A 23,814-nucleotide genomic window follows, 5' to 3' on the forward strand; every position below is an offset into this window, starting at 1 on the left:
CCGACGAGATCGTCATCGTCTCGTTCTCCCCGCACCCGCGGGGGTCAGCCGATCGATATCGGGGCTGTGATCGACGCTGGCCAGTTCTCCCCGCACCCGCGGGGGTCAGCCGCAAATGGGCTCGCTGGCGTGGCGTGTTCTCCAGTTCTCCCCGCACCCGCGGGGGTCAGCCGCTCCACAACCAGGGCCGGGTCGTCAACGTCCTGTTCTCCCCGCACCCGCGGGGGTCAGCGGTCATCGGGATCGCTCGGAGCGATGTGGACGCCCGTACCGAGGCAACGACCGTCATAGCTATCGAGCCGCCACCGAGAACGGTGATGAATCTCGCCACCACAGCCGATATTGAGGATAGGAGAACTCGGCCCATACGGGAGGGTCTGATTGCTACTGCCGGTGCTGGAGCCCTTCGCCCACGGGCTTGATGTGGCGTGGAAGTTCAGCTTCAGTTCCAGAGGTTGGACGTTCCCTTCGGAGGCTGTGGGCCACATCTGTCTCATGCTCTGGGCTGGTGACAGGATGTCTCGGTGGAGCGCAGGGCTCTCTCGTGAAAACTCCCTGGACTTGACTAACAATCAAAACTTGTCTGATAAAAGGGTATTGGCGTCTCACGGTCGTCTCGGCGCGGCCTGAAAGTGACGCGAACCGCCCCTCCGGGAGGACAGGGAGGCGGTGATGAACACCAGTTCCTCCCGCGAGTCCGCGTCCGCCTGCGTGACGCGGACGGGCGCGGCCGAATCCTTGGGACTCTCTGTCCCCAACCGCTCGGAGCAGGTGAGTGCAGGCCTCCGCGCCCCTCGCTCAGAGGCTGGCACAGCCGTGTGTCATTCGAGGCGGCCAACCTGCCGGCCGAACTGCAGGAGGCACCCGCCGGAGGCGGGCAGGGCGAAGCGGGCGACCGTGCAATCGCGCCGGGAATCGCCGTCGTGTGTGGCGTTCTCCGGTTCCTCGTGGCTGCGGGTGGGCTCGGTCCGGTTCAGGTGTCAGTGGGCAGCCTCAGGTAGCCGATGCCCGCGCTGGTGATCCACTCGGCGGTGGTGCCGTCGAGCTCCCACGGCGCCCTCAGGAGCGTCGCACGCAGGGCGCTGCGGTCCTGGAGGGCGGGCGGTTCTGGTGGCAGTCGTTCGCGGTACTCGACGTTGGGGCCCCAGTGGTGGTCTCCGGGCCGGTCGAGAACAGCGGTGAACTGGTCGACTCGTGCGGGCCAGGACGGGTGGCCCCACCACTGCGGGCACGCCAGTGCACCGTGGCCGGCCGTGTACAGCAGTCCGAAACGGACGCCCTTGTCCTCGATCTGCGCGACGAAGCCGCGCAGGCTTTGGTCGGCGTGCTCGATGTAGTCGTCGAGGTCGGCGTCGGTCTTGACGAGATCGCCCAGCGTCGTACCGGTCGCCAGCTCGCGTGCGGGGTTCGTCAGCCAACGGTAGAGCCGGAAGGCGAGCGCGTCGGCGTCCTCGATCGTGAGTGCGGCCAGCCCTTCACCGGTGCCGGACCTGACGCCGTGTTCCCTGGCCCATCCGCGGAGCCGCTGCCGCACCCCGTGGGTGGTGTGGCTGTTGATCCGCATCATGTCACCGTCGGACAGGCGCCCTTCGGCATGCCAGTTCTCGACGCAGCCGTTGCACCAGGCACCGTTGGTGAGGCCGATCGCCGGGAGGTCCAGCAGGACGGCCAGGTCGGCGGGATCGGCTCCCGCCTTCGACCGCAGCATCTCCTCGAAGACCTCTTCGGTCATCATGGCCCGGGCCTCGTCGACACGGCGTTGGACCTCGACACGGCGTTGGACGTCGCCGGGGTGCTGCTTGCGTCGGTCATCGACTTCTTTTCGGCGTGATCGGTACTCTGCTCACCGATACCAGACAGTGCAGAACAGCTGGGTGCCGCCTGTTGTCGCAGGCTGTTGTGTGCCGCCATGTGCCAGCCGTCCTTCCACGCGCTCGTGCCGTCGGGGCTGGCCGCGGCCCCGCCCACCACCTCCGTGCCAGTGCCCACCACGGGCCGAAGCAGTTCACCCGGGGCAGAACCGGGCACGACGTTGTCCGGGGAGGACCCGACGGCCGGCCCTCACCGCCCGAACTGCGACGTTCCTACGGCCTTGTCTCTTCCTGACCGTCCGTGAGCTGTGGGCGGACCATCGCGACCAGCGTCATGCCGTCGAAGTCGACGGGCTTCCTCCGTTGCTCGCCGGCTGTTCGCAGCTCGAAGCCCTGCTCGTTGGCGGCGGGGTGAACCAGGACGGCAACGCCGGTTCCGATGCATCCGCTGACGGCCTGCCACAGTTCCTCGCGCACCTTCGCAGAGATGGTGCCGACGTAGAGCTGGGGTGTGACCTCAAGGAGCCAGCGGGTGAGAGCGCCTCGTACGTGGTCGGGGACGGCAGTGGCGGACAGGACGGTCATGGTCGCCATGGCCACTCCTCGGCGAAGCGCGAGCGGAGAGTACGGAAGCGCTTCACGGCAGTTCCTCTCCCGCGTAGTTGACCCCGCCGGGGATGGGGCCGGAGACCGGGTCCCACAGGTCGACGAGTTGTTCCTCCGGGTCCGGGACGGTGATGTCCTGGTCCGGAGCGAGCAGGCGCTGGATGTCGGTGACGATGCGCGGCAGGAGGCGGAACAGGCGCAGGCCGTCGCGAAAGCCGCGGCGGGCGTCGGCTTCCGGTTGTGGGGAGGCGTGGAGGGAGAAGGCGAGCGGGATGGTGAGTTCGGCCTTGTAGAGGTCGGCGACGTCGTAGACGAAGGCCTGCTGGTTGCCGCTGTGGACGAAGCCGAGGGCCGGTGAGCAGCCGAGGGCGAGGATGGCCGCGTGGACGATGCCGTAGAGGCAGGTGTTGGCGGAGGAGAGGGCGAGGTTGACGGGGTCCTGGGTGTCCCAGGAGTCCGGGTCGTAGTTGCGGCGGAAGCGGCCGATGCGGTGTTGCTGGGCGAGGAGGCGGTAGTGGGCCTTGATGCGTTGGCCTTCGAGGCCTCGGAGCTTGTTGAGGTTGCTGCCGGCCGGGACGGTGCCGCGGCCGAAGCGTTGCTCGTACATGGCGGTGGCGACGGCGAGGCGGGTGCTGTCGTCGGCCCAGGTGCGGGCCTGGCGTTCGAGCCAGGTGGTGGTGAGCGAGTCGGGGAGAGTGGCGGCGTAGCAGCGGACGCCGCCGGATCCGGCGATGACGACGGTGGTGCCGTGGCGGGCGAGGGTGGCGAGGGCCCGGGCGGTGATGGAGGTGCCGGGACCGAGGAGGACACAGCTGAGGGCGGCGGTCGGGAGGTAGACGGTCTCGGTGCCGCGGTGGGGGCTGGTGACTTCGGCGCAGACTCCGGTGTCGTCCTGGACGATGCGGACGATGCCGAGGTAGAGGAAGGAGAGGGAGTCGGCGACCCGGGGCAGCATGGCGACGGTGGGGGCGGCCAGCTTGCGACGCGCGGCGCCGGGGTCGGGTCGGCGGCCGGTCACTGCGGCCCCCGGTGCGGGGCGATGCTGAGGAGGCCGCAGCCGTAGGCCTTGCCCTTGCCGATGCCGTCGGTGAGGCGGGTGCGCAGGCGGTCGGCGTCGGTGATGACGGCCGTGCCTTCGAACAGGACGCGGTCGTGTTTGACGGGCCGTTGGTCGCTGCGCCGGTCTCCCCGGGCGGCGTCGAGGGGGGTGGAGTGGAGGGTGCCGAGGTTCAGGCCCGAGGACTCCGCCTGGCGGGCCCACCAGTCGTCGGCGGCCGCGCCCCGGAGGGGGACGACGGCCTTGAGCTGGTAGAGCTCGCGGGTGGTGCGGCTGGGCTTGCGGATGGGGTTGGCGGCGATGCGGTAGCGGAGGTGCAGGCCGGGCCGGAGAGCGTCCAGGAGTGGTGTGAGGGATTTGGCCGCGGCCTGGCCGTATCCGGTGGGGAGGCGGTTGAGGTCGGGCGCTTGCGCACTCTGCAGGAGGATCTGGTCGCCGACGGGCGTGGACTCGCTACGGAAGAGGACCCCGAGTCGGCGGCGCGGTTCATCGGCGGCGACGCGATCGGGGAAGAGCGACATCATGCGGTGGTGCAGGTCGACGGCGCCGGCGTTGTCACGACGGGCCTCGCGGCTGCGCGGGTCGGGGATGATGCGGGTCAGCCACAGGGTCATGCGGGGACGCTTTCGGGACGGATGGTGTGCTGGTCGAGGTAGTCGCCGAGGGCGGTGAGGTAGCCGGCGGCGAGGCCCTTGCAGCGGCTGGCCGGCAGGATGAGGGTGCGCTGGTAGCGGGGGCGGGCGCGGTAGGTCCGCCGCCGAGGGTGGAAGGTGAGCGGGTCGTCGGTGACCTCTCCGGCGGGGGCGCTGCCGTCGTCGTCCCCGGGCTGGGAGTGGTCACCGAGGCGGTCGAGCGGCTGGTCGCCGTGGAAGACGGTGTCGACGGTCTCGGTTTCCGTAGGGACTCGTCGGGCGATCGGCAGGTGGACGAGGTGGTAGAGGGGGTCGTCGACGAGACCGAGCAGCAGCGGCCCTTCGGGCGGGCAGGAGCGTCGGCCGAGGTAGGGGGGCCAGTGCGGGTTCCGGAGTGCTTCCGCCCACTCGGCGAGCTGCCCCGGGTCCGCGGTGATGACGGCGGTGAAGGCCGCGTCGGCGAGGTAGTAGCGGTGGGACAGCAGCGTGGCGGTGGCGCCGGAGCGCTTCTTCCCCTCTGCGGTGGTGACGGTCCGCTCCGCAGGCAGCCCGCCACCGACGGTGTGCAGGTCACGCAGGACGACGCCCGCGCGGTCGGTGCGCACGGTGAGCGAGAGGGTGGCGAGATCGCTGATGTCGTCGCCGCGCTTCCTGCCGAGGGCCGCCGCGAGCAGTCCGATGACGCCGGAACGGGTGGGGAAGGGCGCGGTGTCGCGTTCGTTGAACTGGCTGGTCTCGCCCCAGGACTGCAGCGGTGCGGCCAGACGCAGCAGCAATCCGCAGGTGTCGGTGGCCGCGGGGTTCATACGCCGGCCTCGGCGGGGGCGGTGGTGAAGGCGGCGTCAACGGCGGTGTCGACGAGCTGCGGGAAGGAGTCGACGCGGGCGCCCAAGCCGTCGAGATCCTTGTCCTCCAGGCTGGCCCAGGCGGCGGTGACGGTGCCGCGGTTACCGAGGAGCTTGTTGGCGGCGGCGGCGTAGCGGGCGAGGGCCGCGCGGGAGGCGGGGGCGTAGCCGCCGTTCTCCTGGGAGGGGACGGGCTGTTCGAAGGCCGCAGCGTAGGAGAGGGGACGGTCGCTGCGGACGGCGATGTGGACCAGGTCGGGGATGGTGTGGGGGGCGGTGGCGGTCTTCTTGGCGCGCGGGAGGGAGAGGATGAAGGCCTCGGCGAATCCGGCTGCGAGTTCGCGGGCGGCGTCGTGGTCGCCGCCGAGGTTGCGTTCGAGGTCTGCGAGGTCGACGGTGGCGTAGCGGTAGAAGACGCCGGCGCTGAACTCGGCGTGGCCCATGTGGGCGCTGCCGGTGGTGTCGCCCCAGGCGGAGGTGACGTCGTCCACTGCGGAGAAGTAGTCGAGTTCGACGTCGGTGCCGTGGGTGGTGAGGGCGTGGGCGACCTGGACGGCGCCGTCGACGCCGGCGTCGTCGACCTCGGCGAGCATACGGCCGAAGAGGTTGATGACGCCGTTGCGGCTGCGCAGGATCGCGTCGATGGCGTCCTTGGGCAGGACGCTCTTGTCGCTGGTCTTCTTGATGTCCTTCGCGTTTTCGAGGTCGGTTCGGTGCTCCTCCGCGAGGTCTGCCAGTTCGGCGACGGCGGTCTCGGGCACGTAGACCATGGCGTTGGTGGTGATGACGGGCGAGTCCTTGGTCTCGAACTTGATGCTGCTGCCGGCGGCGACGTGCTGGCCGGCGCGCTGGGCGAGCTCGGCGGGCCAGCCGCGCTCCTCCTGGAGGAGGCGGGTGACGCGGGCGCCGATGCGGCGGGTGCGCAGGGCCTGCTCGCCGAAGCTGTCCTGGAAGTACTCGCGAACGGCGCGCTTCCAGGACTGGCTGCTGACGCGGGTGCGTTCGGTGCCGCCGTAGCACACGGTTTTGACGGAGTTGTTGTCGTCGCGGTTGAGGTTGGCGAACGGGACGCTCTGGACGACGTGGATGTCGAGGAAGCGGGCGGTGGTGCGGTCGGGGCCGGGCATGCTCTGCTCCTTGGGGTTGGTGTGTGTTGTGGGGGTGGGGGGTAGGGGGTCCGCCCGGTCAGGCCTCGGCCTCGGCCTCGGGCTCGGGCTCGGGCTCGGGCTCAGCGCTGTCCGGGCCGACGGCATCGGCCTGGTCCGCGTCGTGCTCGCGGGCCCTGCGCTCGCCGTCCGCCTGCAGGGCCCGGTAGTAGTCCTGGAGCCAGGTCCGCTTGATGGCGCCGGACCGGTGCCGCCACTGACAGAGGTCGACAAGGAGCTGGGCCCAATCGATCTCCACGTCGCAGCCGCGCAGTTGCCGAACGGCTCCGGGCAGGTGGCGGTGCAGTCCGTCGACGCTCTGACGGGTCAGCAGGTTGAGGCGGGTCTCGGCCGAGGACTCCCGCAGGCCGGCTCCGTGGCCTCCCTTGAGGACGCCGTCGGCGAAGGCGTGGCCGAGACTGCGCGACGGGATCCGCTTGGCGGTGGCGGGCTCCGTGCCCTCCGCGCGGCCGACCGGGTCGCCGAGGAGGTCCGGCGCCGCCGCGTCGTTCCTCGGTTCTTCGCTCTTCGGCGCCTCGTTCTTCGGCGCCTCGTTCTTGCCCTCTTCGTTCTTCGGCTCGGCCTTCTTCGACGTCTCGGCCTTCGCGGCGGCGTACTGGTCGCGGCGCTGCGCGGCGATCAGCGACGCGACGGTGTAGAACGCGCGCTGGACGTCGAGGCTGCGCGCCTGCTCGTCGGTGAGCCAGGAGGCCACGTAGCGGTGCATGAACGGCACGGCGTCCAGGTCCTTACCCACACCGCGGCGCAGGGCCGCGCGGACGCCGGGGTCGTCGTGGCTGCGCTGGTCGATCCGAGCGGTGAAGGTACGTGCCCGTCCCAGCGAGGGAATCAGGACGGGTTCCTTGGGCCAACGGACCTCGTCGTCCGCGGGTTTGGCGGGGCCCGGGATAGCGGCGGTGTTGCTCACGTGTCCTCCGTGCTGGTGCTGCGGCCTCCGGTGCCGGTGCCGGTGCCGCCGGTCTTGGCGGGGCGCTTCACCGGCCCGCCGTACAGCTCAAGGCGGGCGGTGGTGCAGGCCTTGGCTCCGCGCACGGTTCCCAAGGCTCCGTAGGTGACGGTGTCGTAGGCCCGCTCGGCGAGGCTGCGGAAGGCCGCGGCGGCCCCGTCGAAGCCCCGTTCGTCGAGGCGCTTCCAGAACTCGGCCTCGGCGGTGGGCCAGTAGCGGGCGGCGGCGTCGACGGCCCAGGTGCAGTCGCGGATCCTGGGGGCCTCGGTGAAGTCGGCCCAGGCCTTCTTGACGGCCCGGTCGAGGTGCTTGCCGTACCGCTCCCCCAGCAGACGCAGGCGGCCGATCTCGACGGCGATCGCGGGTTCCCTGTCCTCCGCGAGGCCGAGCACGGGCGGGGTGACGGCGTCGACGAACTGGACGTCTTTGGCCTGGCCGTCCTGTTCGAATCCGAGCGCGCGCACCCTCAGTTCCTCCGAGACTTCCAGCGCGGTGACGAACACTTCGGGACGACGTGGTTTCGTGCTGCCTGCAGGATTCTTGAGCAGCAGTGCGTCCAGATCGCGCCACAGCGCACGGCGGGAGTCGGCAGGGCGCGGGTAGGGGTTGCCCTCCTTGCTGGTCTGCCAGATCAGGTACGGATCGCCCTCGCGGGGGATCTTGACCTGGTTGGCCCAGGTGATGAACGCGTCCTCGACGTACTGGCCGGTGGCGTCGGGCATGAGCAGCAGCGCGTGCTGGGAACGGGCCGTGAGTGCGGAGCACGGACCCTTCAACGGCGGCGGGACGGCCTCAGGATCGGGCAGTTCCTCGCGTTCCCACGGGCACAGGTCGCTGTCACGACGGACGTCACGGCCAGGCCGGGGCAGTCCGGCCAGGAGGGTCTCGAAGAGGGTGTCGCCCTCCGGGTGGTAGGAGAGCGTGCTGCGCAGCGGGCCCGCCTTGCTTCCGGCTGCTTTGGTGGCACCGACAGTGCGGCTGGAGCAACGGCCGGAGGGACCGTAGTAGTGCCAGACCAGCAGGTGCAGGACTGCTTGGGCCGGGGTCGGCAGGTCAGGAGCAGTGCTGTTGACGTGCTGGAACCAGGAGTGGTTGTTGCCCGAAGGGCGGGTGGTGATGAGTTTGTCGACGCCGGCGGTGTTCGCGGGGTCGCACTGCTCGGCCAGCCGCGGGTCCTGGAGGAACGGGCGTGCGGAGTCGAACAGGTCGAAGCGGTGGCGGTGGCGTTCGACGAACGTCGCGATCTGCTCCGGGTCGAGGCCCACCCGGTCGACCAGGTCGGCGCGGCGCTCGGACCAGTCGCCCGGTCCGGCTTCGTCGAGGCCGGACACCCGGGCGGTGATCGCGTACAGGACGCGGTACAACGCGGAGAGGGCCGGCGGGGTCGCGATCGCGATCTGCTCGATCTCGTTTGCGCGCAGCAGGAGTTCGCGCAGGCCGACCGCTGGTGGGTAGGCCTTGTTGTGGTCCGCGTCGCCCTCCTCCCTGTGGGGGATCCAGCGGACGGGGATCCACGCCTCGTCGAAGAGGTTGTAGGCGGGTGGTGCGGATGGCATGCGGCCTCCGGCGAGGCGGGTACGGGTGATCACAGAGTGGGTAGGCTCTGCCGCGGTCCCCGCAGCGAGCGGGGGTGAGCCGTGCGGTGCCTAGGAAACGGCCGCGTTGGCAGTCCTGTCCCCGCACAAGCGGGGGTCACGCTGATCTCGGACGGGCGACAAGCCTGTCCGGGACTGGCACAGCCAACCTAGTGTCAAGTGCGGTGCCTAGGACGTCATTTCTCGGAAATTCCCACGTTCGAGTACACGAGCTGCCTCTCCCCCATCAGGCCCGTCCACCAGTCGCCGTCACGGCGCATGCGCAGCAGCGCCAGGCCGGCCAGCAGGGGCCGGTCACTCCAGGCCCTCGGCACGGCGTTATCGCCGGTGCGGCCGGCGAGCCAGCGGCCGGGCAGCGGCACGGCGTGTCGCATGATCAGCGCGATGTCGTCCCGGTTCGCTGCGGCCGTAGGCAGCGGCACGTCGTGGTCGGGAGCGAGGCTCCACCCGCCCTCCCGCGCGAAGACGCACACAGCCCGTCCGCTGTCCGCCCCCAGTCGGGTGGTCAGCAGGTCCTCGGTGATGCCGAGGCCGCGGTCGCTGAGCGGGGAGAGGTCGCCGGTCACGTCGTACGGCGGGTCGATGCCAGTCAGCTTCGCGAGCTGCTCCTCTGCGGTGGCCGAGGCGATGCGCTCGGCGTCCATTCGATCGAGCTCCGCCGAGGCGGCCTTTTCCAGATCGGCTCCGAAGTCGTCCGCGTAGACCTCGTCCACGAGTCGTTGAATGTCCTCCGGCACCCTGACCACGCCGCTGGACAGCTTCTGGAGCAGGAGGCTGGTGCGGCGCAACAGGGAGGCGTCGTAAACGGTGCCCCAGGTACGGGGCGCGGCCACGCGGCCCTTGTCGTCGAGCGGTTCCAGCACGATCAGGCGCGGCTCGGTCGGTTGGCCGGTCCACGCGGGGCGGTTGGGGCGCTCGTGGCGCTTGCCGCGGCCGGCCCGCTGGAGGAGCTGTGCGAGCGGGGCGAGGTCCGAGACGATCAGGTCGAAGTCCAGGTCGAGGGACTGCTCGACGATCTGAGTGGCCACCAGGATCGACCCCTCGCGCGGTGCGCCCGCCGCCGCGTCGTTCGCGGGCTTCCCGTAGGCGACCTCGCACTCGGCGGTGATGCGCTGCCGCTCGTGGGCGGGGAAGCGGGAGTGGAGCAGCCTCAGGCCTCCCTCACGCGCGGCGAGTTCGGGCAGGACGGACCGCAGGTAGCGGTAGGTGCGCTGGGCCTCGTCCACGGTGGTGCAGCAGACGAGGACGCAGCCGCCCTCGGTGGTGACGGAAGCCAGGATCTCGCGCAGGGCCGCGCGACGCCCCTGCCGTCCGGACTTCTGCGCGACGCCCTCTTCCTGAACGTCCCAACGCACCTGGCGGGTCTCCACCTGCAAGGTGCGGGCCCGACTGCTGCCGACCTCGCGCGGTTTGGACACCGATCCGCCGTCCGCGTCCACGAACAGCCACCCCGGGTAGCAGGGCTTCACCGTGGTGGGCTCGGGAAAGCCGGCGCCGCGCCGGTACGCATCGACGAGCGACGAGGCCGCCTTCCCGCCCAGGGTCGCCGACAGCAGCACGACCGGGGCGCCGAACGCCCCGAGCCACTCCAGCAACCGCACCAGCAGACTGTGCATCCACGGGCCGTAGGCGTGCGCCTCGTCCACCACCAACACCTTGTTCGAGAGGCCGAACAACCTCAGGAATCCGTACCGGACCGGGAGCACCCCGGTGAGCGCCTGGTCGATCGTGCCGTTGGCGAGCGGCGCGAGCAGGCCCCGCCGCCCGGTCCGCAGCCACTGCCCGGCCTCGGTGTCCGCGAGCACGGCCGTCCCGTCCGCCGCACCCTCGCCGAGGGCGTAGTCCGGACTCAGCCAAGCCATGCTGTGCAGCAGGGTGAGCGCGCGGTCACCCTCGACGTTCTGCTCCGCGAACCTGCGGACCCGGGTGAACATCGCGTCCGCCGTGGCCATCGTCGGCAATGCGAAGTAGACCCCGGACGCGCCGGAAGCCCTCGCCATCACGGACGCCGCGTGCAAGGCGGTCTCGGTCTTACCGTCCCCGGTCGGGGCGGTGACCAACAGCAGCCCGGGCCCCTTCACCACACCGGGCAAGTGCTTCGCGACGTCGGCCTGCAGCGCGTTCGGAGGAAACGGGAACTGCTCGACGAACAGCTTGTCCGGGAACGCCGCACAGCCGAGCCCGGCCTCGCGCACCCACCTCGGCGAGGCCTTCACCGCCACCCGGAAGTGCTCGCCGAATTCGGCGTCGCCGGCCTTCCACCCCTCCCCGGGCATCCGCGGCTCGATCACGTCGACCTGACTGGCCAGCCAGTCCGCCACCACGACGAGCCCCGCGACCAGCACCGCCAACTCCCCCGGCAGCACCGACTCCAGCGCCCTGGTGGCTCCGACCGTCCGACGGACCGCGTGCGCATGGGCCAGCCGCTGCTCCAGCCACCCCTCCGCGGTACCGAGGCCGGGCTGGTAGCCGGACGGGGTGGCGATCTCCTTGCGCAGCAGCGCAGCGGCGAAGCAGCCGTGATGCCCGCCGAGCAGCTGAGCGATCTGGTGGGCCGGTGACCGCCTGACCCACTTGCCGAGCGGGTAGCCGCACTGTTCGAAGAACTCGACCAGGCCCCAGTGCGTCGCCGTCTCGTGCCTCAAGTACCCGCTGCGCTCCGCCGCCGGGTTGTCCACCGCGTACTTCGGGTCCCCCACCAGCTTCGCGAACTCCTCCGCGACCTGCTGCTGGAAGTGCAGCGAGACCTTCCCGATGTCGTGCAACCCAGCCCACAGCGCCACCATCCCCCGGGCCTCGCCGTCCGTGAAGCCCATGGCCTCGGCGATCCGATTCCGCACGCGCTCGCTCAGGACGGCGTCCCACAGGGCACCCGCGACGGCGGCGGTGTCCAGGAGATGGCAGATCAGGGGGTACGGGCCGGGCAGGCCTGCACTCTTGCCCCACATCCGGGAGTCCGGAGCGACGGATCCCGGATCACCAAAGGCTGTTCCGTCAGTCATGCCTGAATAGCTATCAGCTACCACTGACAAACCCGACGGCCGCGACACCAGGGCCGACGGAGCATCAGGAACCAACGGCGACCCTCTCAGCGTATCAGTCGAGGCCGCTGGCGCCGGAGCCACGCGCGGGCAAGTCGTGTAACGATTCCGACACCCCCAGTCGGCATCAACTGCACCGTAAGTTGGACCCTTTGGCCTCCTTAAGGCCCGAGCGAGCTGGTCCCTCACGCCGGGCACAGCCACTGATGGCGCGGATCCCCGCACGGCGAACGGGCGGGCGAGCCTCAACAGCGAACGCACCAAACGAACCAGGTGGACGGACTCGGGTTCTGGTTGCCCGTGACATCATGTGAAGGCTCTTTGACATCTCAAGAACCCGACGGCGACCGGAGCAATCGGCACTCCACCCCACATGGTCAAGAAATGGCAAAGCCCCTGCTTCACTGCAGGTCACGAAGCCTCCTCCCCGCACCCGCGGGTGTCAGCCGACCGTCCGAGGCGGCGTCGCCCTGGTCAACAACTCCTCCCCGCACCCGCGGGTGTCAGCCGCGTGGTGTCGCCGAGTACATGCTCAGCGAGTACTCCTCCCCGCACCCGCGGGTGTCAGCCGCCCTCGACTCCGGCTGGCAATTCCTGAGAACCCTCCTCCCCGCACCCGCGGGTGTCAGCCGCAACTCAACGAACACGGCGCGGTCGGAAGGACCTCCTCCCCGCACCCGCGGGTGTCAGCCGGACCTGACCCTGTGCGGCGAAATGTTCGGGCTCTCCTCCCCGCACCCGCGGGGGTCAGCCGTACGCGGGGTTCGCCGACCTGTTCACCCTGCTCTCCTCCCCGCACCCGCGGGGGTCAGCCGGCCGATCAGCCCCGCGGAGCGCAGGATCTCGCCTCCTCCCCGCACCCGCGGGGGTCAGCCGCCTCGATGGCCGCGCCCGCGTTGTTACTGACCCTCCTCCCCGCACCCGCGGGGGTCAGCCGGTCAAGGACACCCTGTCCGGGCTGACGGACCTCTCCTCCCCGCACCCGCGGGGGTCAGCCGGCCGAACTCGGCGGCGGCGACGGTCAAACCGCCTCCTCCCCGCACCCGCGGGGGTCAGCCGCAGCTACTCGACCACGTCATGGCCGTACCAGACTCCTCCCCACACCCGCGGGGGTCAGCCGGCGCCCGGAAGTGCGCAGGTCAGCGGCAAGGTCTCCTCCCCGCACCCGCGGGGGTCAGCCGCCGGAGTGACGTTTCTGCTGACGCACTAAGGCCTCCTCCCCGCACCCGCGGGGGTCAGCCGGGGTCTGGTGTAGCGTCATGGCTAAGCGAACCCTCCTCCCCGCACCCGCGGGGGTCAGCCGGCCCGGTGGTAGCACACCGAGCCTCCGCTCTGCTCCTCCCCGCACCCGCGGGGGTCAGCCGGCGTTCCAGGACTTCGCGCCGTTTCGGCCGGCCTCCTCCCCGCACCCGCGGGGGTCAGCCGTGTGGTGGTGGACCTGGACAAGGCCCGCGCCGCTCCTCCCCGCACCCGCGGGGGTCAGCCGGCCGAGATGAAGCTCAAGCAAGCCGCCCGCCGCTCCTCCCCGCAACCGCGGGGGTCAGCCGGGCACTGCGAGTGAGGATGGGGGTGCTTCAAGCTCCTCCCCGCACCCGCGGGGGTCAGCCGGTGCGCGCCACGGACGGCGGCGAGGTGCGAGACTCCTCCCCGCACCCGCGGGGGTCAGCCTTCTGCGGACAGGATGGGAAACCATCGCGGCGGCTCCTCCCCGCACCCGCGGGGGTCAGCCGGATCGTCTCGCCCGCGCGGTAGCGGGTGGGCGCTCCTCCCCTCACCCGCGGGGGTCAGCCGATCCGCCGCCGCGAGCACCCCGACCTGATCGCCTCCTCCCCGCACCCGCGGGGGGTCAGCCGCACCGGGCAGAGTCGGCCACCCGGCCGGTACCCTCCTCCCCGCACCCGCGGGGGTCAGCCGTGCCCCGAGGACTGGACCTACCGGGAGGGCGTCTCCTCCCTGCACCCGCGGGGGTCAGCCGGACGCCCGCTACGCCGGTGACGGTGCGCTGGCCTCCTCCCCGCACCCGCGGGGGTCAGCCGGACCAGACGAATGAATCCATCCCGGCTTTCAACTCCTCCCCGCACCCGCGGGGGTCAGCCGACCGAGGCCCTGCCGACAATCCGGCTGCACGACTCCTCCCCGCACCTGCGGGGGTCAGCCGAGGGCCGGAGAGCTGTCCCTCAAATTCAAGCACTCCTCCCCGCACCTGCGGGGGTCAGCCGCGTCCGGGGCACTCCCGCCAGCAGGCACGGACCTCCTCCCCGCACCTGCGGGGGTCAGCCAGCCGCCCAGGCCCACGCCGACACCTGCTGGGCCTCCTCCCCGCACCCGCGGGGGTCAGCCGCAGAGCTTCACCGTCAACTCCGGCGCCCTGAACTCCTCCCCGCACCCGCGGGGATGGCCCGACCGGTGTGACGGAGGCCAGGCATGCGGCCGTTCCCGGGGCGGGGCGCGACGCCGTAGGCGGGCGGGGTGGTAGGGGCGGGTGTGGGGCCGCTTCGGCGTGTGGGTGTCGGGGCGGGGCGGCGAGGGTTCATCCTTCGGGGGGTGTGCTGGAGCGTCGTGGCGCGTGATCGTGCGGGGGCGAACGATGGGCGAGGGCGATTCGGGCTTCGGGGTGGTGTAGTTCGTTCACCCGGCGAGTCGAAACGGACGGGTGCCGGGGCCGCATCTGCTGTTCATTACTTGTTTATTGCCAGGAGCCAGAGTCATTCCTGATCTTCCTGACTCGGGCGGCCGGACGGTGCCCGGCAGGCAACTCTGGAGAACGTACATCATGCCGCGCACGCTACCTGGAGCCCCGGTCGCCGCCGCTCCGGCGACCGCCGGGCTCTCGCTCGTCACACCGGCCCGAGCCTCCGCCGCCGCCATGGGGTGGGACGTGTCGACGGAATCAGCGCGCCGATCGTGCGTACACCGACCCGGGTTCGGCGGCCGGCGGCGCCTTCTCGGAATCGACTTCGTGAAGCCGCCGATCGACGAGGCCGGAAAGAGCGCCGAAGTTCGCGGAAAACCGGCCGAATCGCGTGAGGGCGTGTCCGAATCGCCGCAGCACCTCACCATGAGCGAGTACACCATCAGCGCCTTCCGGTGAGACGAGGGCTTCCCGTCACGTCGCAGCCGAGGCGGAGCACCGACGCCAGGCCGATCGGGGCGACCCGCGCGCGTGAAGGGCCGTGAACCGACCCCGGAAGCCGTCCGCCGATTCCCCGAGCCGAACCGGAGACTCCGCTTCCCGCCGTCCGTCTGACCGGCATTCTCCGAACGGCCACGACGTTCCCGTACGTCAACACAGATAAGGCGACCGGCCCTCACCCCGGTCGTAGCCACCGGTCGACCGGGTTGCCTCCCCCACAGGCCTGGCCCGACCGACCGCGCCAGTGCGTTCGCATCCTGTTACCCCCACGAAGAAGGAGGGTTTCCAACATGACCGAGATTTCCACGCTTGCCGTCGTACGCTGCCTCGGCGGCTTTTCACTGGACTTGGGGGGACTCCCGGTCAGACGCTGGCGGGCCGGCAAAGCGCGCACACTGTTCCTTTACCTCCTCATCAACCGGGGCCGCACGGTCGACCGCGACGAACTGCACGCCGCGCTGTGGCCCGACCGCACCCGGTCGGCGGGCTCCAGTTCCCTCAAGGTCGCCAAGCACGCGGTGCACCAGATACTCAGCGGGCAGCAGGCCGCGGAGGAGCAGCCGGCCGCGGAGATCGTCTGCAGCGAGTACGGGTACTCCCTCAAACTCCACGACGCCTGGCTGGACTTCGAGGAGCTGGAGCGGCTGTGCAACGAAGGGCACCGGGCGGCGGCCCGAAGTGATCCGCGCGCGGCCGCGGAGTACTACCGCAGCGCGCTGGATCTCCACACCGGGGACTTCCTGCCCGGTGAGACCGCCGACTGGGCCAGGGAGCAGCGGGACTGGGTGCGGTCCCTCGCGCTGGGAGCGGCGGACTTCCTCCTCCAGGAGGCACTGGACCGGGGCGAGCTGCCGAAGGTCATCGACATGTGTCGCCGCACGCTGGACATCGACCCGTACCAGGAGGACGTCTACCGGACCCTGATCCAAGTGCACGGCGATCTGGGCCAGTTAGCGCAGGCCAGGTCCTGGTACAAGCTGTGCCGGGCCCGGATGTCGGACGGTCTGGACATCGATGTCAGCCCTGACACCCAGCGGCTTCTGGACCGGGTTCTGCGCACCCAGGACGCGCCCGCCCGCACTGCGGACCAGACCTCCGGCCCACGCGTAACCAATGCATAACCCACGCATAACCAGCTCATAACCAGCGCATAACCACCCTGTCTAGACTCCGAAAACCGCGACCGGTCAAGGAGATTGGTGTAACCGTGCTGGAGACGAACCAGGGTTCCGTTCTTTCGGTGGAGAATCCCGGTGTTGGTGCCCCAGCCGATGCCGGGCCCCTGATCGTCGGCATCGGGGGCACCGTGCGCTCCGGTTCCTCGACGGAACGGGCGGTCCGGGCGGTTCTCGCGGCCTCCGCGGCGGCGGGGGCCCGGACCCTGCTGCTGGGTGCCGAGGAACTTCAACTGCCGCTCTACGCCCCGGGGGAGTCACTGCGCACCCCGGCGGCCCGACGGCTGGTCGAGGCCGTCGCCCTCGCCGACGGCCTGGTGATCGGCACGCCCGCGTACCACGGGGGCGTTTCCGGTCTGGTGAAGAACGCCCTCGACTACCTGGAGGACCTGCGTGAGGACGCGCGTCCCTATCTGCACGGCCGCGCCGTCGGCTGTGTCGTCACCGCACGCGGGACGCAGGCCGCTTCGACGCTGGCGGGGCTGCGCTCCGTCGTGCACGCCCTGAGGGGCTGGCCCACTCCCCTGGGCGTGGCCATCAACACGGAGAGCGTCACCCTGGCGTCCGGCGATAGCACCGGCGACAGCACCGGCGGCAGCACCGGCGACCCGCATCTCACCGCGCAACTGGCCACCGTCGGACGGCAAGTGGTCGAGTTCGCCCGGATGCGCACGCCGGTCGGCTGAGCGTCCGGGGGCTTGCCTCCGACCGCTACCGCCCCCGTACGTCCGCCGTCACGATCCCCGCCCACCCCTTTGGTTCCGGCTGCCCTGACACCGGATCCCTCGCATCCGCATTCCCACGTCCGACCGTGATTCCGAATGGAGCGCGCCATGGAAGACACCGCGAAGTCCACCGCGAAGTCCACAGAGCCGGAGGGGACCGCCGAGGCTCTCGCCCCCGAAGCGGAAGCCCCCGAAGCGCAAGCCCCCGAGGTGGAAACCGCCGGGACGGAAACCCCCCAGGCGGAGACCGCCGGGACGGAATCCGCCGAGGACACCGAACTGGACGCGCTGGACGAGCTGGACGACGTCGACTTCGACCTCGACGAGGTCGAGAACAAGATCGCGCCGCTCGCCCTCGCCACCACCGAGCCCTCGCGATGGTGACGCGGGCGGCCGAGGTGAGCCGCGCATCCACCGACTCCGTCTTGGTCGACGTGAACACCGGCCCGGCCGCCTCGTACACGGGGCTGCGGGCGGGCATCGACGCCCTGCGCGCCGAGGGCGCCGACTTCACCGCCCTCGCGGCCGGGCACCCGTCCGAATGGGCGGAGCTCTTTCCCGCCGAGACCGCGCCCGGCACCGCGCCACTGGAGGAGATCGCGCTCGCGCCCTCCGAACGGCGGCTGCACCGGGAGAGCGAGCAGGTCTACCGCGTGCTGACGGTGGCCGCGACCGCCCTGTGCACGGGCACCGCGCAGTTGGGCAGGCCGCTGCTGCTCAGCGGGATGGGCGGCACCGACCTGTCCTCGCTGCGCGGTTTCATGCGGGCCTTCGAGCACGCGCAGCTCGTCGAGGGCGCCGAACTGCTGCTGGACGCGCCGACGTCCGTGCGCGTGCCGGTGGGCCGGTACGCCGACTACCGCGGGGAGCGGGTGCGCTGTCTGCGCCGCATGGGGCTGCCGGTCACCGAGGGCGACCTGGCCGTGGACCTGGGCACGGCTCCGGACGCCGGATTCGAGCCGGTGTCCGAGGAGGGCGAACTCTTCCTGCGGGCAAGGGACTCCGAGGGCTCCGCCGTGGACCGGGTGGCCGCCGCACTGGCCTACTGCCGCCGGGCGTTCTTCTCCACGAACTGGGAGGGCATGGCGGTCGTCGCCGACGAGGCGATCGGGCTGCTCGCCGGCATCCCCGAGTCGGGCATACCCGGGCTGCTCGCCGAGGCGGAGCGCGAGGAGGAACTCGTCCACGCCATCGAGTTCGAGACGGCGATCCTGCGCGGCACCGCCGACGTACGCGGTTTCCTGCTCAAGGTGCTCGGCATCCAGGCGGGCTTCCGCGGGGACCAGGACACGGCCCTCGCCTGCTTCCGGGCCATCCGGGAGGACGCCGCCGGCCTCTCCCCGGAGCTGCGTGCCCAGTCGCACCTGTACTCCGCGCTCACCCTGTCCAAGCGCAAGAACCGGCTGGCGGAGGCCGTCGCCGAGGTGGAGCAGGGCTTCGAGGTCGTCGGGGAACGTCCGGGCGAGGCCGAGAGCGTACGCCGCGAGCGCGGCTGGCTGCACAACCTGCGCGGGCTGACCCTGTTCGCGGAGCGGCGCCTCGGGGCGGCCTTCGAGCACGAGAAGCAGGCGCTGGCCTGCATGGCGGGTCTGACCGACGCCAGTGCCGCGCATCTGCGGATCAACCTGTACTCGAACATCAGCGTGCTCCAGGAGAAGGCGGGCAAGCACGCCTCGGCCCTGGCGACCTGGGAGAAGTTCAAGCAGGCCGCCGGCTCGTCGAACGCGGGCTTCCGCAAGCACCACGCGTACCGCAGCGCCGGGCTGCGGCTGCTCGTCGGCGAGCGGGACGCCGCCCTGGCGGACCTGGACACCACGCTGGAGAACGCGGCCGAGCTCGGTGACCGCTTCCACGAGACCGAGGTGCGTCTCGAACTGGGCATGCTGCACGCCTCCGGCGGTGACGCGAGGACGGGCGCCGAGCAGTACGAGCGCGCCGAGTCCGCGGCGCGGCTGCTGGGCGACCCGTACCGCATCGCGCTGGCCCAGGCGGGTCGGGTGATGACGACCGGCTCCGTGGCCGCGGCCGGGTCGGTGGCGGCCATGGCGCCGCTGAGCCTCACCCGTCCCGGTGCGGCGGACGCCCTCGCCAAGGCCGTCGCCGACGGCGGTGACCTGCAAGGGCTGCTGCCCAAGCCGCGGACCAAGCTCAACCGCCCGTTCGACCTGATCAACTTTCAGGACTGAGGCCATGACCGACCATGCGACCCAGGGGGAGACGGGACAGCGGGCCAGGTGGCAGCTCTACGATCGGCTGCTGCTGCGGAGGGCGGGCTTCGGCATCGGCCTGCTGACCGCTCTCGGTGACGGGCCGGCGGGTGCCGCGGCCGCGGAGTACCGGGAGGCGGTGGCGCGGTTCGAGCGGAGCCGCGCCCGGCTCCAGGAGGCGATCGCCAAGTCCGTCACCGGCGCCGACCGCGAGCGGGACCGGGCCGGACTGCGCGAACTGTCGAAGCTGCGCGGCCGGGTGGGCCGTCGGCTGCCGGTGGAGCCCGACCCGCGCGGCGGCGACGTGGCATCGGCAGTGGCGTCGGCGGTGACATCGGCGGTCGACGGCTACCGCGCGGCGCACTCCGCTCAGCAGCAGGCGGGCGAGCGGCTGACCGCCGCGCTGGGTGAGGAGGTGCTGCGGCGGCCGGAGCGGGTCCGCGACCTGCTCCGCGACGAGCGGGTGTGCGACGCCCTGCTCCAGTTGTCGCCGTCCTTCCACACCGAGGCGGTGCGCTGGGTCGACGGCTGGCAGCAGCAGGACAGCGCGACGGGCCGCAACCGCGCCAAGGACCGGTCCTTCTACCGCCGGGTCTACCTGTACGGCCAGCGGCTCGGCGCGAAGAACGAGACGACCAGCTTCTTCGGTCCGCTGGTGCACGGCCGGGTCGACCGTGGGGCCCAGGGCACCGTCCTCGGCCCCGAGACGGCCTGCGGCTACCACGTCCTGGAGGCGCAGACCGCGTTCTGGGCGGTGTGCGAGCTGGCCAAGCTCATCGGTACGGACCCGCAGGTGCGGGACCGCCCGCCCGTGGCCTGGATGCCGTCCTGCCGCAGGACACCGGGCGGGACACCGGGCGGGACACCGGGCGGGACACCGGGCGGGACACCGGGGCCGGGCGAGGTGCCGGGGACGGCGTCGGGGACGATCCAGTCCGCCGACGGCCGCCGGATCACCCTGTCCGGGGTGCGGTGGCAGCTCGCCGAGGCCGTCGACGGGCGGCGTTCCCCCGTCGAACTGGCGGCGCTGGCGGGACTCGGCCTCCCGGAGACGCGCCGGGTCCTGGACCGGCTGCGGCAGGCGGGGGCCGTCCGGCTCTGGCCCGAGCCGCCGTCCACGGCGGCGCGGCCGCTGGACTGGCTGGTCTCCTGGGCCGACCGCTACGCGGAGGGCACCGCCTGGCCGGTACGGCTGCGGGAACTGCGCGACCTGGGCGACGCCTACGCGGCGGCCGACGGCCACCGCGCCCGGGCGGCCGCGCTGGAGCGCGTCGAGGAGTGCTTCACCCGGCTCACCGAAGTCGACGCACGTCGCGCCGGCGGCCGGATGTACGCGGACCGGCTGGTGGTGTCCCTGGACGCCAAGGGCGACCAGAGCCCGGTGGTGGTCGGTGGCGACGTGGCCGGGCGCTGGGAGTCCGAGCTCAGCCCGGTACTGGACGTGGCCGCCCGCTACGGCGAGCTCCAGCAGCACGCGGCGGCCGAGCTGTGCGCGGGGATCCTGCGCGAGGCGGGCGGCGGCGCCATGCCGTACGACGAGCTGATCCGCCGGATGCGCGCCTCGGTCGAGGCGGGCGGTCTGGACCGGCTCGCCGGGCCACTGATCGGGTTCAAGCGGGACTACGCGGCACTGGTGGAATCCGCCGTGCGGGGCCAGGAGGCCCGGCTCTCCCCCGCCGAGCTCGCGGGGTTCGCGCCCGAGCCCGGCCGGCCCCGTTTCGTCAGCCCTGACCTGATGCTGGAGAGCCGGGAGGACGGCGGCGGACTGCTGGTGCTGGGCGAGCTGCACCCGTACGTCTTCGCCTGGGGTTCGCAGGGGCTGTTCAGCGACGAACAGGACCGGATGCTGGACGACTTCGCGGCGGGTCTCGAACCGTGGGGCGGCCCCGAGCGGCTGGCCACGGTGATCCGCCGCAGGCGCCACAAGGGCCTGGTGGCCGACTGGTTCCCGGGCCGCTTCATCGAGATCACCTCGGTGGCCACCGACGACCGGGAGCGGACGGTGCCGCTGACCGATCTGACCGTCGTCCTGGTGGACGGCACACCCCGGCTGCGCACCCCGGACGGGGAACTGACCCTGTACGCCGGCGAGGACGACCACGTGCACCTGCGGGCGTTCGCCGCACCCGGAGTGGGGCTGCCGCTGGTGCGGATCGGGGACTTCGCGCCCAGGATCGTGGTCGGGGACCTGCTCGTGCAGCGGGCGCGCTGGTGGTTCGACCGGGCCGACCTCGGGGTCGACGCGGCGCGCGACCCCGCCGCCGCCTTCCTCGCCGTCCAGTCGCTGCGGGCCCGGCACGGAGTGCCCCGGTTCTGCTTCGCCTCCCTCGCGCACGAGCCGAAACCGGTCGGAATCGACCTGGACAGTCCGCTGGCCGTCGACGCACTGGTGGCGATGGTGCTGGCCGGTGACAGCGCGACGGTGTCGCTGGCCGAGATGAGGCCGGCGCCGGACGCGCTGTGGCTGCGCCACGGCGGGGCCCCCGTGACCTCGGAGTTCCGGATCGCCATGAAGAGGGCATCGTCATGACCCACCGATCCCACCGATCCGACCGGCCCGACCGGCCCGACCGATCCGACCTGTCGCCGCAGGAGTCGGCGCCGGCGCCGCGGCGGCACGGCTGGGAGCTGCTGCCCACGGTCGTCCTGCGCAGCGCCGGGTTCCCCTGGCAGATGGTCGAGCGACTGGCCTGCGAACGGACCCGTCTGCTCGTCGAGGAGCTGTTCGCCCTGGAGGCCCGGTCGGCCGACGTGGCGTCACGGCTGCACCCGGCGGGGCGGCTGTCCCGGGGCCAGCAGGCGAAGTTGCGCGGTCTGCGGCCGCTGCCCGCGTCGGACAACCTGCCCGCCGACTGGCTGGCCGAGTGGAACGCCGCGGCGGAGCGGGTGAGCGCGGTGCGGGAGCGGCTCGCCGCCACCGTCGAGGCCGACACGGCGGCGGTCGACGAGGCGCTCGCCGCCGTCCGCACCGATCCGCGGGTCAACGACGCCATCGTCTGCTCGTCGCCCGCCGTCCACCGCGATCTCGCACGGGGTGCGACCGGCGGCCGGATCCGGCGCCAACTCGCCTCCTACGCACAGCGGCTGGCGTCCAAGAGCGAGACGATGAGCTTCTTCGGGCCCATCAACTACGGCAGGCTCAGCCCCGGCTCCGACGCCGCCACGGCGCTGGACTGGGAGGGCCACACGGCGATCCGGGTCCGCCAGGCGCACACCGCGGCCCGGGTCAACGACGCCGTGCAGGACCTGCTGCTGGGCGACCCGGCGCTGGCCGAGCGGCTGGCGCCGGTGCGCAAGACGATGACGGGGCCGCCCCGCGGCACGGGCGTCGGCGCGGCGCTGCTGCGGGAGGCCGACGGCGTACGGACGGTGGTCGGGATCGCGTCCGGGTGCGGCGCCGGCGCCCTGGAGGCGGTGGAGGCGTTCGCGGCCGCCGTGGCGAAGGGGACGCTGACGCACACCCTGTGCCCGCCGGCGACCGTGGTCGACCCGCTGCGCTGGACCCTGGAGCGCATCGACGCCTCGGACACCGGGACGGCCGCCCGCGCGGCCGGGGTGCGGGCCCTGCTGGTGAAGGTGCTCGAACTGCTCGACGGCTACCCGTCGGCGCCGCCCGAGCGGAAACTGACCGTCCAGGCCGAACTGGAGTCGCTGCTGCCCGTCACCGACCGCTCGGCGGAACGCGGCCGCTTCTACAACGACCGGGTCATCATCCACGAGGCCGCCGTCGGCACGGCCGGGCTGGAGGTCCGTGGACCGCTGGCCCGCGACATGTGCGACGCCGTCGCGCCGGTGCTCGACCTGCTGGCCCACGAGGCCGAGGCGACCCGCGTACGCACCAACCGGGCGGTCGCGGCCCGGCTGGGAGCGGGAAGGATCCCGCTGCTGCGGGCGCTGCGGGAGTGCGCGGACCTCGCCATCGAGCCGGGCGGAGAGCTCGGCGCCGAGCTGAGCCGGGTGATCGAGGCCGAAGGCGCGGACCGGGCCGAACTCGACGTGGCGGGGCTGCTCGCCGCACCGCCACCGCCGGCCGCCCCCGTGCTGTGCTCCATCGACGTCCTGATCGCGGCGCCCGACCTGGCCGGGTACGAGCCGGGGGTGACCCCGCTCGTGCTCGGCGACATCCACGACGCGGCGCTGCTCACCCCGTGGGCGCTGCAGTTCCATCCGGACGCCGCGGCGCTGCTCGCCGAGCGGGACGCCGGGGTGCGCCGGGCCCTGGGCGACCAGGTGGCCGTCAACGTGATCTCGCGCCGTACGACCGGGCTGCCGCCGTTGGAGTTCCCCGGTGTGGTGCTCGAACTGGGCGGCAGGGCCGGCGCGGACCGGGAGCGGATCGGCCTGGACCAGCTGTGGCTGGAGAGCGACGGCGAACGGGTCGTCCTGCGCGGCGACACCCACCCCGGCCGGAGCCTGCTGTTCCACAACGGCGAGCTCGACACCGCCGTGCACACCGCGCTGGCACTGCCCCGGATCCGCCGCCCGGTGCTGCCGGACCTGCCGCACGTGCCGCGGCTGCGCTGGGGCAACGTGGTGTTCTCGCGGCGCCGCTGGGCGCTGCCGAGCGCGGCGCTGCTGGAGGCGCACGGCAGCCGGCGGGAGGCCGAGCGGCTGCTCGCCACGGCCCGGCTGCTCCGGGAACGGGGCCTGCCCGACCGCTTCTTCGCGAAGTCACCGGCCGAACGCAAACCGGTGTACGTGGACACCGCGAGCCCCGAACTCCTCAAGGGCATGGCCCGGCTGGCGGGCACGGCGGAACAGCTCCTGCTGTCCGAGACGCTGCCCGCACCCGAGGACGCCTGGCTGCGGGACGGGGAGTTGCGCTTCGCCTCCGAGCTGCGCTGTGTGTATCTGCGGGGCGGTGGTGAGCGGTGA

At 71.9% G+C, this 23,814-nt stretch carries 17 protein-coding genes and 2 CRISPR repeat arrays (1 of these 19 cut by a window edge); of the genes, 8 read left to right on the forward strand and 9 right to left on the reverse strand.

Annotated elements, in window-relative coordinates; all coding sequences use genetic code 11:
- A CRISPR array of direct repeats spans positions 1-234; the repeat unit is 29 nt; unit sequence GTTCTCCCCGCACCCGCGGGGGTCAGCCG (it extends 2,051 nt beyond the left edge of the window).
- A gap of 189 nt (positions 235-423) precedes the next feature.
- Positions 424-630, forward strand: a complete 207-nt coding sequence (locus tag ACIO9K_RS10895) for a NaeI family type II restriction endonuclease (RefSeq protein WP_400328949.1) — start codon at positions 424-426, stop codon at positions 628-630.
- Positions 631-973: 343 nt separating this feature from the next.
- On the opposite strand, the gene ACIO9K_RS10900 is transcribed toward ACIO9K_RS10895, so the two are convergent.
- The 9 genes from ACIO9K_RS10900 to cas3 form a co-directional block, all read right to left on the reverse strand.
- On the reverse strand, positions 974-1,735 hold the full coding sequence (locus ACIO9K_RS10900) for a hypothetical protein (protein ID WP_400328473.1): 762 nt from the start codon (positions 1,733-1,735) through the stop codon (positions 974-976).
- A gap of 349 nt (positions 1,736-2,084) precedes the next feature.
- Positions 2,085-2,405: a type I-E CRISPR-associated endoribonuclease Cas2e gene (gene cas2e, locus ACIO9K_RS10905; RefSeq protein ID WP_400328475.1), complete on the reverse strand. Its 321-nt coding sequence runs from the start codon at positions 2,403-2,405 to the stop codon at positions 2,085-2,087.
- Between the two features lie 43 nt (positions 2,406-2,448).
- Complete coding sequence (gene cas1e, locus ACIO9K_RS10910; protein ID WP_400328952.1) at positions 2,449-3,372, reverse strand: type I-E CRISPR-associated endonuclease Cas1e; 924 nt, start codon at positions 3,370-3,372, stop codon at positions 2,449-2,451.
- Positions 3,373-3,431: 59 nt separating this feature from the next.
- Positions 3,432-4,088 carry a type I-E CRISPR-associated protein Cas6/Cse3/CasE gene (gene cas6e / locus ACIO9K_RS10915; RefSeq protein ID WP_400328477.1) on the reverse strand — a complete coding sequence of 219 codons (657 nt, stop codon included), beginning with the start codon at positions 4,086-4,088 and terminating at the stop codon, positions 3,432-3,434.
- Positions 4,085-4,912 carry a type I-E CRISPR-associated protein Cas5/CasD gene (gene cas5e / locus ACIO9K_RS10920; RefSeq protein ID WP_400328479.1) on the reverse strand — a complete coding sequence of 276 codons (828 nt, stop codon included), beginning with the start codon at positions 4,910-4,912 and terminating at the stop codon, positions 4,085-4,087. Before cas5e ends, cas6e begins: the two co-directional genes overlap by 4 nt.
- Entirely contained in the window at positions 4,909-6,078 is a 1,170-nt protein-coding gene (cas7e, locus tag ACIO9K_RS10925; RefSeq protein WP_400328481.1) for a type I-E CRISPR-associated protein Cas7/Cse4/CasC, read from the reverse strand. The genes cas5e and cas7e overlap by 4 nt, the downstream gene beginning before the upstream one ends.
- A 58-nt stretch (positions 6,079-6,136) precedes the next feature.
- The gene (gene casB, locus ACIO9K_RS10930) at positions 6,137-7,024 is read right to left on the reverse strand and encodes a type I-E CRISPR-associated protein Cse2/CasB (protein ID WP_400328484.1); all 888 of its coding nucleotides are present in this window, start codon (positions 7,022-7,024) and stop codon (positions 6,137-6,139) included.
- On the reverse strand, positions 7,021-8,619 hold the full coding sequence (gene casA, locus ACIO9K_RS10935) for a type I-E CRISPR-associated protein Cse1/CasA (protein WP_400328487.1): 1,599 nt from the start codon (positions 8,617-8,619) through the stop codon (positions 7,021-7,023). The genes casB and casA overlap by 4 nt, the downstream gene beginning before the upstream one ends.
- A 215-nt stretch (positions 8,620-8,834) precedes the next feature.
- The gene (cas3, locus tag ACIO9K_RS10940; protein WP_400328490.1) at positions 8,835-11,660 is read right to left on the reverse strand and encodes a CRISPR-associated helicase Cas3'; all 2,826 of its coding nucleotides are present in this window, start codon (positions 11,658-11,660) and stop codon (positions 8,835-8,837) included.
- 459 nt (positions 11,661-12,119) lie between these two features.
- Positions 12,120-14,092: a CRISPR direct-repeat array (repeat unit 20 nt; unit sequence CTCCTCCCCGCACCCGCGGG).
- A gap of 566 nt (positions 14,093-14,658) precedes the next feature.
- On the opposite strand from cas3, the gene ACIO9K_RS10945 reads away from it, so the two are divergent.
- The 7 genes from ACIO9K_RS10945 (at position 14,659) to ACIO9K_RS10975 (ending at position 23,814) form a co-directional block, all read left to right on the forward strand.
- Entirely contained in the window at positions 14,659-14,790 is a 132-nt protein-coding gene (locus tag ACIO9K_RS10945) for a hypothetical protein (RefSeq protein WP_363621583.1), read from the forward strand.
- A gap of 332 nt (positions 14,791-15,122) precedes the next feature.
- On the forward strand, positions 15,123-15,953 hold the full coding sequence (locus ACIO9K_RS10950) for a BTAD domain-containing putative transcriptional regulator (RefSeq protein WP_363621582.1): 831 nt from the start codon (positions 15,123-15,125) through the stop codon (positions 15,951-15,953).
- A gap of 119 nt (positions 15,954-16,072) precedes the next feature.
- Positions 16,073-16,693 (forward strand): NADPH-dependent FMN reductase, encoded by a 621-nt coding sequence (locus ACIO9K_RS10955; RefSeq protein ID WP_400328955.1) that lies wholly within the window; start codon positions 16,073-16,075, stop codon positions 16,691-16,693.
- A gap of 147 nt (positions 16,694-16,840) precedes the next feature.
- Entirely contained in the window at positions 16,841-17,116 is a 276-nt protein-coding gene (locus tag ACIO9K_RS10960) for an ammosamide/lymphostin RiPP family protein (protein WP_400328494.1), read from the forward strand.
- Positions 17,117-17,166: 50 nt separating this feature from the next.
- The gene (locus ACIO9K_RS10965; protein ID WP_400328958.1) at positions 17,167-18,918 is read left to right on the forward strand and encodes a hypothetical protein; all 1,752 of its coding nucleotides are present in this window, start codon (positions 17,167-17,169) and stop codon (positions 18,916-18,918) included.
- A 4-nt stretch (positions 18,919-18,922) separates the two neighbouring features.
- Positions 18,923-21,469, forward strand: a complete 2,547-nt coding sequence (locus ACIO9K_RS10970; RefSeq protein WP_400328497.1) for a hypothetical protein — start codon at positions 18,923-18,925, stop codon at positions 21,467-21,469.
- Positions 21,466-23,814 carry a lantibiotic dehydratase gene (locus ACIO9K_RS10975; RefSeq protein WP_400328500.1) on the forward strand — a complete coding sequence of 783 codons (2,349 nt, stop codon included), beginning with the start codon at positions 21,466-21,468 and terminating at the stop codon, positions 23,812-23,814. The genes ACIO9K_RS10970 and ACIO9K_RS10975 overlap by 4 nt, the downstream gene beginning before the upstream one ends.

Origin of the sequence: Kitasatospora sp. NPDC087271, from assembly GCF_044744605.1 — a bacterium.
Classification (GTDB): domain Bacteria; phylum Actinomycetota; class Actinomycetes; order Streptomycetales; family Streptomycetaceae; genus Kitasatospora.

Excerpts from the sequence above, each read along its gene's own strand:
- ACIO9K_RS10900 (WP_400328473.1), bottom strand. The coding sequence starts at position 1,735 with ATGATGACCGAAGAGGTCTTCGAGGAGATGCTGCGGTCGAAGGCGGGA.
- cas2e (WP_400328475.1), bottom strand. The coding sequence starts at position 2,405 with ATGGCGACCATGACCGTCCTGTCCGCCACTGCCGTCCCCGACCACGTA.
- cas1e (WP_400328952.1), bottom strand. The coding sequence starts at position 3,372 with ATGCTGCCCCGGGTCGCCGACTCCCTCTCCTTCCTCTACCTCGGCATC.
- cas6e (WP_400328477.1), bottom strand. The coding sequence starts at position 4,088 with ATGACCCTGTGGCTGACCCGCATCATCCCCGACCCGCGCAGCCGCGAG.
- cas5e (WP_400328479.1), bottom strand. The coding sequence starts at position 4,912 with ATGAACCCCGCGGCCACCGACACCTGCGGATTGCTGCTGCGTCTGGCC.
- cas7e (WP_400328481.1), bottom strand. The coding sequence starts at position 6,078 with ATGCCCGGCCCCGACCGCACCACCGCCCGCTTCCTCGACATCCACGTC.
- casA (WP_400328487.1), bottom strand. The coding sequence starts at position 8,619 with ATGCCATCCGCACCACCCGCCTACAACCTCTTCGACGAGGCGTGGATC.
- cas3 (WP_400328490.1), bottom strand. The coding sequence starts at position 11,660 with ATGACTGACGGAACAGCCTTTGGTGATCCGGGATCCGTCGCTCCGGAC.
- ACIO9K_RS10950 (WP_363621582.1), top strand. The coding sequence starts at position 15,123 with ATGACCGAGATTTCCACGCTTGCCGTCGTACGCTGCCTCGGCGGCTTT.
- ACIO9K_RS10960 (WP_400328494.1), top strand. The coding sequence starts at position 16,841 with ATGGAAGACACCGCGAAGTCCACCGCGAAGTCCACAGAGCCGGAGGGG.
- ACIO9K_RS10970 (WP_400328497.1), top strand. The coding sequence starts at position 18,923 with ATGACCGACCATGCGACCCAGGGGGAGACGGGACAGCGGGCCAGGTGG.
- ACIO9K_RS10975 (WP_400328500.1), top strand. The coding sequence starts at position 21,466 with ATGACCCACCGATCCCACCGATCCGACCGGCCCGACCGGCCCGACCGA.